The following is a 10,636-nucleotide window of genomic DNA, read 5'->3' on the forward strand; positions in this document are numbered from 1 at the left end:
CCGCGATGACCAATCCACACCACGACCCCGAACCAGACCACCCCGGCACACGACCATGCCCGGTGCGAGACCCAGGCCGCCGAACCAGGTCACGATGGTGGTCCGCGGGACTGGCCGGGATGACCGGCCTCGCCCTCACCACCACCGTCGGTATCGCCGCCACGCCCACGGCCGCAAGCACCGTCGCCGCCCCCGGCACCCAAGCCCCCGCCGACAGCCACCGTGACGAAGGCAAAGGCGGCCACACCCGCAGCGGGAAAGGGAAGGAGCAACCCAAGGGGACTCCCGTGCCCTGCGACGCCGACGCGCTCATCGCCGCGATCACCCTCGCCAACGCCCGCGGCGGCGCCACCCTCAACCTCGCCAAGGGCTGCACCTACCTCCTCACCACCGACATCGACAGCAACGGCCTGCCTATCATCACCACCCCCATCACCCTCAACGGCCACACACACACCACCATCGAACGCGCCGCCGCCGCCGACCCGTTCCGAATCCTCACCGTCAACACCGGCGGCGACCTCACCCTCAACAAAATAAAAATCACCGGCGGACAAACCGCACCTGGCGCCCCGGGGGGTGGCATCCTCGTCAACCTCGGCGGTGAGCTAACCGCCAAACACAGTGAAATCGTCCGTAACATCGCCACCTTCGGTGTCGGCGGCGGCGTCGCCAACCGCGGCACCACCACTGTCAAAGGCTCCACCGTCAGCCGCAACACCTCCCGGCAGGGCGGCGGCATTTTCAACACGGGACGGCTCACCGCCGGGAAAGTGATGTTCGCCGACAACGGCGTGACCGGCTTTGGCGGCGGGATCAGCAGCACCAGCAGCGGCACCGCCGAGGTCTCGGATAGCACCTTCACCCGTAACCGCGCACTCGGCGGCGCGGGAATCGGCGACTCCAGTGGTGCTATCACCACGGTCGTCGGGTCCACCTTCACCGACAACAGCGCCACCGCCCTCGGTGGTGGCATATTCATTGACGGACAGCTAACCCTACGAAAGGTCACCATCGCCAACAACACCGCTCCAACCCAAGGTGCCGGCGTCGTGATCCAGAACAGCATGGGAGGATCTTCTGCCGTCATCGAAGACAGCAAGATCAGCAACAACACCACCGCCGGTGGCGGCGGAGGAATCATCAACGTCTTCGCACCACTGGTCCTACGAGACACCAAGATAGAAGGCAATCAAGCCGATACAGGCGGGGGCCTTCTCAACCTCTTCAACAGCACGTCCACGCTCTTCAACACCGCCGTCGTCAAGAACATCGCCGTCAACGACGGCGGCGGGATCTTCAACGACCCCACCGGCGTGGTCGTCCTGAACAGCTTCACCGGCACGGTCGTCATCAAGAACCGGCCGAACAACTGCGTCAACGTCCCGGACTGCGCGGGCTGACCCACCTCCGAGCATCACGAGGGTTCCGCCCCCGCCATCCGCCTCTGGGTAGCGGGGGCGAAACCCTGCACCACCCCAGGACGCGGTCACTGCGCGGGGAGGGCGAAACAGGAAGCCCATTCGGGGACAGTGTTCATGTCTATGCCCGATCATGCCCTTATGTCCGGTTAGCTCGACGTGGTTGCTGCCGCCTGCCTGGTAGCCGAGGGCAGCCACCCGCACCGGCCTCGGCTGGCACCTCGCCCACGACGGGGGAAGGACAACGACACCGCGATGACCAATCCACACCACGACCCCGAACCAGACCACCCCGGCACACGACCATGCCCGGTGCGAGACCCAGGCCGCCGAACCAGGTCACGATGGTGGTCCGCGGGACTGGCCGGGATGACCGGCCTCGCCCTCACCACCACCGTCGGTATCGCCGCCGCCCCCGCCGCCGAGGCCGTCGGACCCGCCCCCAGCCCCGCCGACCGCCAGCACGACGACGGCAAGAGCAACAGCAAGGGGAAGAAGGAGAAGACGCCCGAGGGCACCCCCGTGCCCTGCGACGCCGACGCACTCATCGCCGCGATCACCCTCGCCAACGCCCGCGGCGGCGCCACCCTCAACCTCGCCACAGACTGCACCTACCTCCTCACCACCGACATCGCCGGCGCCGGACTGCCCGCCATCACCACCCCCATCACCCTCAACGGCCACACACACACCACCATCGAACGCGCCGCCGCCGCCGACCCGTTCCGAATCCTCACCGTCAACACCGGCGGCGACCTCACCCTCAACAAAATAAAAATCACCGGCGGACAACTCGACGGAGACGGGGGTGGCATCCTCGTCAACCCCGGCGGCCAACTAACTGCCAAACACAGCGAAATTGTCCGCAACATCGCCGGCGATAACCTCGGCGGCGGCATCTCCAACCGCGGCACCACCACCATCAAAGACTCCACGGTCAGCCACAACACCGCCGCACTGGAGGGGGGCGGCATCAACAACGCCGGGCTGCTGACAATAAAGGGGTCCACGATCACCCACAACACCGCTGCCGTACTCGGCGGCGGCCTAGTAAGCAGGAATGGCACCGTCGACATCTCCGAAAGCACGATCGCCGCCAACCAGGCCGAAACAGGTGGCCTAATTTTGATCGGCGGCACCAGCACCGTAACCGACACCCACATCACCAAGAACACGGCGAGCCTCGTCGGAGGTGTCGGCGTGTCAGCGGGGCAGCACACGCTCCGGAGAGTCACAGTTGACCACAACACCGCGACCGCCGACGGCGGTGGAGTGTTTGTCGATGTCGGCACACCCCTCGTCGTCGAGGACAGCATCATCGCCAACAACACCTCCGACAGCAATGGCGGCGGAATCGAAAACGTCGGCGAGACCGTGCTACGTCGTACGAAGATCGTCAACAACCGGGCGGGCAATAATGGCGGGGGCATCCTCAACCAAACCTTCGGCACGCTCACTCTCTATGCGACCAAGGTGGTCAAGAACACCGCCGCCAATAACGGTGGGGGCATCTTCAACCAGGGGGTGGTGGAGCTGAACACCGCCACCGGCACAGTCGTGATCAAGAATCGACCCAACAACTGCGTCGACGTTCCCGGGTGCGCCGGGTAACGAACCGATCGCGCCGGTCCCGGCTGGGCCCGTTCCTGCCACCTCGGCAGGAACGGGCCCAGATCTCTCCTGGTCACGCCGGGCGCTGGTCCGGATGATGTCCCCGCCAACCCGGCTGACCGGCAGGAACGTTGACAGGCCGTTGTAGTCGCCGCGGACGAGACCGGCCGCCGGTTCGTGCGCGACAGCAAGAACCCCAACGGCCCCGCCCTCGTCTTCAGCGCGGACGAGTGGGACGCGTTCGAGGGTTCGATCCGCGGCGGGCAGACCTTCTGACCCGCAGGCCCGGGGCCAGCGTGATGCTGGCCCCGGGCCACCCTCGTCATCAGGGAGGCGACGTGAAACCTGCAACCGATCCGGCCGTACAGTGCCTGGGCTGCGCCCCGGAATCGTGGTCAAGACGCATCAGTGCGCCGGAGACAACGAACTACGCCCGTCCGGCGGGTACTGCGGTTGCCGCGAGCCGGGTTGCGGCCCCCGGTCAGGGCATGTCACGGCGTCGGCGCCACGCCTGACCGCGATGCGCTGGAGCCGCGCCCCGCCCACCCGCCGGTACACTGGCCCGGCCCGGGAGCAGCCACGATCCCCGGATAGATCAGAGAGCGCCCGTGCAGGTAACCCAGGCCCTGGACGTGATGACTGTCATCCTCCGGGCAGCCGACTGGACGTCGCCCGGCCCGAAGTGTTCACCTCATGGAAGCTGTGCCGCCAGCCCGGTGTGGAGGTGCCGGTTGCTGCCGCGATCCGCATCACTGCCAGCGACCGTTCGGTGGTCTACCTCCGAGCTACCGCGGCATCCGGGGGCACGTCCGAGCCCGAGACCGACCCGTATCCGGACTACCAGATCCCCCAGGGAGTCAGGCGGGGCGAGCGCTTAAGTCACGTTGGTCGGCGCCGGCCGGGATGTCACCGGCGGCACCGCATCGACGACCCTACCGCCCCGGCGCCTCATGTCGGGGCGCTGCCGGCGTACCCAGCAGGACACCCAGCCATGGCCCCCGCGCCTCGGCCACCCGGACGAGGGCGTAGTAGCCGGTCACCGCCAGCGCCACCACACCGGCCGTGAGCGCGGTGGACGAGTCGGCGTCGAGCACGATGCCCGCCTGCGAGGCGAGCCATGCCAGGAGGGCACCGACGGCGGCAGGGACAGCGGTGCGGATGAGGGAGATCAGGTAGTCGTGCGTCATCGGGGGTTCCTCTCGGGGTATGCGGGGGCGCGCCTGACGCCACGGCGGTTCCGTGTCTCGTTAAGGCATGTTTTTCGGGTTCATGTTGTGGTGGGGTTGATGTCGGTTTAGCTCGGGGTGGTTGCTGCCGCCTGCCTGGTAGCCGAGGAACACCACCCCGGCCCCGCCCTCCGGGGGTGGTGGTTCCTCGTCCGTGACGGGGAAGGACACCAACACCGCGATGAACGATCAGCGCCACGAACACAAACCGGACCGACCAGGTGCACGCCGGGCGAGGTCACGATGGTGGGCCGTCGGACTGGCCGGCATGACCAGCCTGGCTCTCACCACCGTCGGCGTCGCCACCGCCACCCCTGCCGCCGACGCCTCCGAACACCCCACCAACACCACGGACGACCGGACGTCCGCCGACGACCACCGCGGCAAACGCGACGGCGGCAAGCACGACAACTGGGGCAGGGGCAAGGACGACATAAAGGGGATGAAGGAGGTGAGGCCGAAGGGCATCCCGGTCCCCTGTGACGCGGACAAGCTCATCGCCGCGATCACCCTGGCCAACGCCCGTGGCGGTGCCGTGCTCGACCTCGCCAAGAAGTGCACCTACCTGCTCACCGTCGCCATCGACGACGCCGGCCTACCCGCCATCACCGCCCCCATCACCCTCAGCGGCGGCAAGAACACCACTATCGAACGCGCAGCCACCGCACCCCTGTTCAGAATCCTCACCGTCGAGGCCGGCGGCGACCTCACCTTCCACCATCTGAAGATCACCGGCGGCCACACCGACGACAGTGGCGGGGGCATCCTTGTCAATGCCGGCGGAGCACTCACCGCCAACCACAGCACCATCTCCCACAACATCGCCAACGTCGCGGGAGGCGGCATCGATGCCAGCGGCACCGTCCGCGTGCGGCACTCCACCGTCAGCCACAACACCGCCAACAGCGGCGGCGGTGGGATCAACGTCAGCAGCGGCCTGCTCACAGTCAGCAAGTCCCGTGTCGACGCCAACACCGCCCTTCTGTTCGGCGGTGGCATCGCCAGCGCGGGCACCACCCGGGTCGACCACAGCACGATTACCGGCAATCAGGCGCCGTCAGGCGGCGGGCTCGTCATAGGAACGGGTACGGGCACCGTCACCAACACTCACATCATGAGCAACACTGCCACCGCCGGCGGCGGTGTCACCGCGGTCGGAGGAGGGGCGTACACGTTTCGGTCCGTCGTCATCGCCGACAACACCGCGACAACCGGCGCCTCCGGCGGGCTGTTCATGGATTTCGGTATGACCATGGTCATCGAAGACGGCGTGATCGAAAACAACGCCGCCGCGACCGACGGTGGTGGCATCGCCAACAATGGTGACTTGGTGTTGCGAGACACAAAGGTCACCGGCAACACCGCCAACGACCAGGGCGGCGGCATCTACAACACCAGCATCGTCACCGTCTTCGATGGAAAGGTGATCAAGAATATCGCAACCGTTGACGGTGGGGGCATCGTCAACAACGGTGGCGCAGTTGAGCTGAACACCGCCACCGGCACCGTCGTGGCAAAGAACCGGCCGAACAACTGCGTCAATGTCACCGGCTGCCCGGACTGACCCCGTCGTCCGGGTACCACGAGGGGCCCCACCCCTACCGTCTACGGGCCGCAGGGGGCGGGGCCCTTCCTGGTTAGGGTCGGGGGATGCGGTTGTGGAACTGCTCCAGGCGGCCGGTGCCGACATGGTCGTGGCCCGGGAGCACGCGGCCGAGGTGCGCGAGCGGCTGATCCGCACCACCCGCGGCTACCAAGATGTCGGAGACGAGCTGACGCGGCGGGCCGCGGCCGCCATGGAGGCGGGGATCTTCGGATCCGACCAGCCTCGTCCAGCCGCCGGGAATCTGGCGACTGTCACCGATCTTGTCACCGAACGGCGCCGACTGCGATCTTCCTAATCGCCACCCGTCGACCTCGGACATGGCGAAGGGCCTGGTCAGCGGTGTGACCAGGCCCTTCGTTGTCCCGAGCCGCCTGACGGAATCGAACCGTCGACCTACGCATTACGAGTGCGTCGCTCTAGCCGACTGAGCTAAGGCGGCAACGATCAGCAAGTGTACGCCACCCGGCCGGACCCGCCGATCGGGATCCCCCGCGGCGACCGCGCCGAGAGCGACGCCTTCCCGATCCGGACCGCCGAAACCGACGTTCTCCAGACAGCGCCGCCGACCCGACCGCACTACGCTGCGCAGATGACGGACGACCATGCTGCTGGCCTCCCGGGCCAGCAACCCACTCCGCACGGGTCGGACGGCAACGGTGACCAGGGCGAGCCGGGCCCGGGCCACCGGGCCGCTGGTCCGGGGCCGGCAGCTCCGACGCCCGGGCCACCGCCGGGTGGCCCACACGCCAGCGAGGCGGCCGGCGGCGAGCCGGCGCACCGCCCCCGCAGCACCGACCCGCTCGAGCTGGGCTTCACCCCACGTAAGCCGGTGCCGTGGCTGGCGCCGCTCCTGCTGATCAGCACCGGTCTTCGGACGCTGCTCGCACTGCTATTCGGCGCCTACCTGGACAAACGGGAGCTACAGCACACCTTCGACGCGACGGTGACCCGGCAGGTCGGGCCGGACGGTGGGCTCTGGCTGGACTACGTCGCCGACCTTGGTGATGGCTTCGACGCCACGTACTCGGTGGCGTACCTGCTGGCCCAGCGGGAGCTGACGGTGGACGGACACCGGCTGCCCCGGGCTCAGGTGCTGGTGCTGGGGGGTGATCAGGTCTACCCGTCGGCGGCCTTCGACACATATGAGGACCGGTGCAAGGGCCCGTACCAGGCGGCGCTGCCGGTCACCCCACCCGAACAGCCGACGCTCTTCGCGGTGCCGGGCAACCACGACTGGTACGACGGCCTCACCGCGTTCCTGCGCCTCTTCGTCCGGTCCCGGGACCGACACTTCGGCGGCTGGATCACCGCGCAGTCCCGGTCGTACTTCGCGGTGGAGTTGCCGGCGGACTGGTGGTTGTTCGGCCTGGATGACCAGTCCGGCTCATACCTGGACGACCCGCAGCTCAGCTACTTTGACTCGGTGGCGGAGCGGCTGGGGCCGCAGAGCCGGGTGATCCTGGCCGTCCCGATGCCGACCTGGGTCAAGGCCACCATGAAGGACCCCTCGGCGTACGACTCGATCGACTACTTCATTCGCACCATCGTCGCGCCGACCGGAGCCCAGGTACGCCTGCTCATCTCCGGCGACCACCACCACTACGCCCGGTACGTGGGGCCGGACCGCCAGCTGATCACCTGTGGTGGCGGCGGCGCGTACCTCTATCCGACGCACCTGTTGCCCCAGCGCATCCAGGTCCCGCCGAAGGAGACGCTGGCGCGGCGGGCGAGCGCTCCGCACTCCTACGAGCTGGCGGGACGCTATCCGGACGCGGCGCAGTCCCGGCGGTACGCCTGGGGCATCTTCCCGCGGCTGCCGTGGCGCAACCCGGGCTTCGCCACGTTGCTCGGCGCCCTGTACACGCTGCTGATCCTGTCGATGGTCGGCGTCTACACGAACCACAACGGCACCCAGCTTCGGCTGTTCAGCGTTCCGTTGGTGGCGATGCTGCTGGTGACCCTGACCGCGACGGTCCTCTTCGCCGCGGCACCCGGTGCCGCGCAGCGACGGCTCCGGCACTGGCTGCTCGGCCTGGGGCACGGCCTGGCCCACCTGGGACTGGCGGCCGCCGGCACCTGGGTGTGGCTGGCGCTGCCGTTCCACGACTGGCCGTGGCCGTTGTCGGTGGTCGCCGCGGCCGTCTTCTTCGGCTCGGTGGGCGGGCTGGCGGCCAGCCAGCTGGTGGCGGCGTACCTCCTGGTGGCCAGCGCCTTCGGGGTCAACGCCAACGAGCTCTTCGCCGGGCAGGGGATCGAGGACTCGAAGGGTTTCGTCCGCATGCGCATCGCCCCGGACGGGGCGTTGACGATCTACCCGATCGGGGTGGATCGGGTGGGCCGCCACTGGCAGGTCAACCCCGACCGCTCCGCCGAGTCGTCGTGGTTGGTCCCGCGGACCCCGCTGGAGCCCCGCCTGGCCGAGCCCCCGGTGGTCCTGCACTGAGCCACCGGCCGCCGCTCGCGGGGCAGCCGCGGTCGGAGGCGCGATCGCAGTCGCGTCGGAGGCGCGATCGCAGTCGCGCTCAGCCGCGGTCGCGCGCCTCGTACGCCTGGCGCGATCCGCAGACGTCGGAGAGCGCGCACCGTCGGGTGGATCCGTCGGCGATCTGCCGGATGGTGACCGTCTCGCTGGGGGGATGGCGGGACACGACCTTCGCTGTGCCCGCTGGTGTCTCGACTCGCTGGCCCGGGGCGGGGTAGGCACCGCTGTCGGAGTAGAGCGGATGCTCGAACTTGAGGCAGCACATCAGCCGGCCACAGGCGCCGGAGATGCGCAGCGGGTTGAGGGGCAGATCCTGGTCCTTGGCCATCCGGATGGTCACCGGCTCGAAGTCGGTGAGAAAGGTGGCGCAGCACAGGTCCCGCCCGCAGGAGCCGATGCCGCCCTGCACCCGGGCCGAGTCGCGGGCGGAGAGCTGACGCAGCTCGACCCGGCAGCGCAGGGTCGCGCCGAGGTCCCGAACCAGCGACCGGAAGTCCACCCGGTGCGGGGCGGTGAAGTAGATCGTGCTTCGCTCGCCGCCCTCCGTCGCACCGCGCACGTGATCCACGGCGACCACCTTCATCGGCAGATCGTGCTCCCGGATCAGGCGTTTCGCCGCGACCTTCGCCTCGGCTCTGCGCCGGCGCAGCAGCTCGTCGCGGCGCAGATCCTCCGCCTGGGCCAGCCCGGCCAGGCGGGGGAATCCCTCAGTGTCGTCGGAGGTCCACTCGGCGGCCCAGACGCACTCGGCCACCTCGGGTCCCTCGTCGGTGGGGACCAGCACCTTGTCGCCGACCTGGGGCCGAAACTCACCCGGATCGAGGTAGTAGAGGCGCCCGTACCGGTGGAAACTGACCGCGCAGAGCATGCCCATACCCTCACCCTACGTCGCTGTCGGGCCCGTCCAGGGCCGCTGCTCCCGGCCGGCACACGGTGCTCACCAACCGACGTGGGTCGGGCTGTCGTAGCGGGGCGTTCCGATGACCGGTGCCCGCCAGGGGGATTCGGCCAGGCTGGGCCCCCACTGCCGCAGGAGTGTCTCCGCCCCGTCGTAGGCGGCGGAGAGCACCGCCAGCACCCGCGCGGCGATCTCGGCCGCCTCGACCTCCGCCGCGGGGTGTGGCACCGACACCACGAGCTGCGCCGAGGCCGCGGGGGGCGCCGACGTCGCGGCGACCACCGCCACCGCCTCGGCCGAGCCCAACACGCCGGCCAGGGTCCGGGCGAGCGCAAGCCGGCTGCCCTCGATCCAGTCGGCGAGGGCGTCGGCGTAGCCGGCGGTTGACTCCAGCCGCCCCACCAGGCTCTCCGGCCCCTCGTCGAGGTGGCTCAACAGCGCCGCCCGGTGCTCCCCGAAGGCGGTCGCGGCGGTGCCGGACCAGAGCACCGGTTCGGTGAGCGCGGCGGAGACCTCGTCATACCCCCGGACGAGCTGACGCACCGAACGACCGGCGTCGGAGAGGGCCACGGCCGGTAGCTCCAGGAAGCTCCGGACCGCCGCCCCGGGGAGCACCTGCATGCGGCGCAGCAGCGCCCAGACCCGGTGCCCCTCGGGGGCACCGGTGGCGAGCAGGGTGTCGACCCGACGCAGCAGGTCAAGGCCGGGCTCAGCGAGTCGGTCCAGTGGGTCCATCACGTCTCCCCCACGAACTGCCAACGCGCGTCCTGGTCGGTCTCGGCGTAGGTGTCGGCGGCGGACCGGACGGCGGCCGCCACCGCGGCCAACCGCTGGGCGGCCAGGTGAGCCTCGCGGGCACGATCACCGGTGGCGGCTGTCCACTGCCGGTGCAGGGCCCGGCCAACCTCGCCGGGGCGCCCCACGCCGTCGCCACCGAAGGCGACCCCGGGCGGATCAGTGGCCGGCGCAGCGTAAGAGAGCCTGGTCAGGGTCTCGCTCGCCGCCTCCAGCCGGACGGCGAGGGAACGCAACGCCTCCATTCAAGCCCCCGTGAGCGGGCGGTAGGCGGTGAAGGTCTCGTTGTGGAGCTTTTCCCGCGCCCACTGCGCGGCGTCGGCTGCGGCGGCCACCGCCGCCCGCACGGACCCGGCAACGTCGCGGGGTTGGCGGTTCTGCAGCGTGCGGAGGAACCGCACGTCGGTGATCTGCCCCGCCGCGGTGACCACCACCTCAACCAGCCCGTCCGGCGAGCGGACCGTGACCTCGACCGTCGTCACCGCCTGGTCGAACTCGGCCTGCAGGGACTCGATCCGGCGGTAGCGCCGCACCGCCTCCTCGATCCAGGCTTCGTCGATCTCCCCCCGCGGCATCGGCGTCCTCCCGCACTGACAT

At 69.3% G+C, this 10,636-nt stretch carries 10 protein-coding genes, 1 tRNA gene and 2 pseudogenes; 7 read left to right on the forward strand and 6 right to left on the reverse strand.

All coding sequences use genetic code 11. From position 1 onward, the window contains the following. Positions 1 to 119 precede the first annotated feature (119 nt). From SALPAC6_RS0106030 to SALPAC6_RS27235, 4 genes and pseudogenes are all read left to right on the forward strand, one after another. Positions 120 to 1,403, forward strand: coding sequence for a right-handed parallel beta-helix repeat-containing protein (locus SALPAC6_RS0106030; protein WP_018252528.1), 1,284 nt, complete (start codon positions 120 to 122; stop codon positions 1,401 to 1,403). 387 nt (positions 1,404 to 1,790) lie between these two features. Then, positions 1,791 to 3,032, forward strand: a complete 1,242-nt coding sequence (locus tag SALPAC6_RS0106035; protein WP_018252529.1) for a right-handed parallel beta-helix repeat-containing protein — start codon at positions 1,791 to 1,793, stop codon at positions 3,030 to 3,032. Positions 3,033 to 3,173: 141 nt separating this feature from the next. Next, a pseudogene (locus tag SALPAC6_RS27230) lies at positions 3,174 to 3,308 on the forward strand (DUF397 domain-containing protein); the annotation flags it as partial. Between the two features lie 385 nt (positions 3,309 to 3,693). Beyond that, a pseudogene (locus tag SALPAC6_RS27235) lies at positions 3,694 to 3,912 on the forward strand (hypothetical protein); the annotation flags it as partial. A 52-nt stretch (positions 3,913 to 3,964) separates the two neighbouring features. On the opposite strand, the gene SALPAC6_RS0106045 reads toward SALPAC6_RS27235, so the two are convergent. After that, positions 3,965 to 4,219: a hypothetical protein gene (locus SALPAC6_RS0106045; RefSeq protein WP_018252531.1), complete on the reverse strand. Its 255-nt coding sequence runs from the start codon at positions 4,217 to 4,219 to the stop codon at positions 3,965 to 3,967. 220 nt (positions 4,220 to 4,439) lie between these two features. Here SALPAC6_RS0106045 and SALPAC6_RS0106050 point away from each other — a divergent pair, with 220 nt between their 5' ends. Both SALPAC6_RS0106050 and SALPAC6_RS29320 read left to right on the forward strand, forming a co-directional pair. Then, positions 4,440 to 5,822 (forward strand): autotransporter outer membrane beta-barrel domain-containing protein, encoded by a 1,383-nt coding sequence (locus tag SALPAC6_RS0106050; RefSeq protein WP_050563482.1) that lies wholly within the window; start codon positions 4,440 to 4,442, stop codon positions 5,820 to 5,822. Between the two features lie 94 nt (positions 5,823 to 5,916). Next, positions 5,917 to 6,159, forward strand: a complete 243-nt coding sequence (locus SALPAC6_RS29320) for a hypothetical protein (protein ID WP_018252533.1) — start codon at positions 5,917 to 5,919, stop codon at positions 6,157 to 6,159. 70 nt (positions 6,160 to 6,229) lie between these two features. Here the strand turns inward: SALPAC6_RS29320 and SALPAC6_RS0106060 are convergent. Then, positions 6,230 to 6,303: transfer RNA gene (locus tag SALPAC6_RS0106060), tRNA-Thr, on the reverse strand. 150 nt (positions 6,304 to 6,453) lie between these two features. Between SALPAC6_RS0106060 and SALPAC6_RS0106065 the strand changes: the two genes are divergently transcribed. Beyond that, positions 6,454 to 8,307 carry a metallophosphoesterase family protein gene (locus SALPAC6_RS0106065; RefSeq protein ID WP_026189360.1) on the forward strand — a complete coding sequence of 618 codons (1,854 nt, stop codon included), beginning with the start codon at positions 6,454 to 6,456 and terminating at the stop codon, positions 8,305 to 8,307. A 79-nt stretch (positions 8,308 to 8,386) separates the two neighbouring features. Here the strand turns inward: SALPAC6_RS0106065 and SALPAC6_RS0106070 are convergent, their stop codons facing one another. From SALPAC6_RS0106070 to SALPAC6_RS0106085, 4 genes are all read right to left on the reverse strand, one after another. Further along, the gene (locus tag SALPAC6_RS0106070) at positions 8,387 to 9,220 is read right to left on the reverse strand and encodes a PSP1 domain-containing protein (RefSeq protein WP_018252534.1); all 834 of its coding nucleotides are present in this window, start codon (positions 9,218 to 9,220) and stop codon (positions 8,387 to 8,389) included. Positions 9,221 to 9,283: 63 nt separating this feature from the next. Further along, the gene (locus SALPAC6_RS0106075) at positions 9,284 to 9,979 is read right to left on the reverse strand and encodes a hypothetical protein (RefSeq protein WP_018252535.1); all 696 of its coding nucleotides are present in this window, start codon (positions 9,977 to 9,979) and stop codon (positions 9,284 to 9,286) included. Next, positions 9,979 to 10,284, reverse strand: a complete 306-nt coding sequence (locus SALPAC6_RS0106080; protein ID WP_020493547.1) for a hypothetical protein — start codon at positions 10,282 to 10,284, stop codon at positions 9,979 to 9,981. The genes SALPAC6_RS0106075 and SALPAC6_RS0106080 overlap by 1 nt, the downstream gene beginning before the upstream one ends. Further along, a complete protein-coding gene (locus SALPAC6_RS0106085) occupies positions 10,285 to 10,614 on the reverse strand; it encodes a YbaB/EbfC family nucleoid-associated protein (protein ID WP_018252537.1) in 330 nt (109 codons plus the stop codon). Positions 10,615 to 10,636: the final 22 nt, after the last annotated feature.

Origin of the sequence: Salinispora mooreana, assembly GCF_000379065.1 — a bacterium.
Taxonomy (GTDB): Bacteria; Actinomycetota; Actinomycetes; order Mycobacteriales; family Micromonosporaceae; genus Micromonospora; species Micromonospora mooreana.

What these genes read in the sequence shown, in the direction of transcription:
- SALPAC6_RS0106030 (WP_018252528.1), top strand. Translation starts at nt 120, where the DNA reads ATGACCGGCCTCGCCCTCACCACCACCGTCGGTATCGCCGCCACGCCC.
- SALPAC6_RS0106035 (WP_018252529.1), top strand. Translation starts at nt 1,791, where the DNA reads ATGACCGGCCTCGCCCTCACCACCACCGTCGGTATCGCCGCCGCCCCC.
- SALPAC6_RS0106045 (WP_018252531.1), bottom strand. Translation starts at nt 4,219, where the DNA reads ATGACGCACGACTACCTGATCTCCCTCATCCGCACCGCTGTCCCTGCC.
- SALPAC6_RS0106050 (WP_050563482.1), top strand. Translation starts at nt 4,440, where the DNA reads ATGAACGATCAGCGCCACGAACACAAACCGGACCGACCAGGTGCACGC.
- SALPAC6_RS0106065 (WP_026189360.1), top strand. Translation starts at nt 6,454, where the DNA reads ATGACGGACGACCATGCTGCTGGCCTCCCGGGCCAGCAACCCACTCCG.
- SALPAC6_RS0106070 (WP_018252534.1), bottom strand. Translation starts at nt 9,220, where the DNA reads ATGGGCATGCTCTGCGCGGTCAGTTTCCACCGGTACGGGCGCCTCTAC.
- SALPAC6_RS0106075 (WP_018252535.1), bottom strand. Translation starts at nt 9,979, where the DNA reads ATGGACCCACTGGACCGACTCGCTGAGCCCGGCCTTGACCTGCTGCGT.
- SALPAC6_RS0106080 (WP_020493547.1), bottom strand. Translation starts at nt 10,284, where the DNA reads ATGGAGGCGTTGCGTTCCCTCGCCGTCCGGCTGGAGGCGGCGAGCGAG.
- SALPAC6_RS0106085 (WP_018252537.1), bottom strand. Translation starts at nt 10,614, where the DNA reads ATGCCGCGGGGGGAGATCGACGAAGCCTGGATCGAGGAGGCGGTGCGG.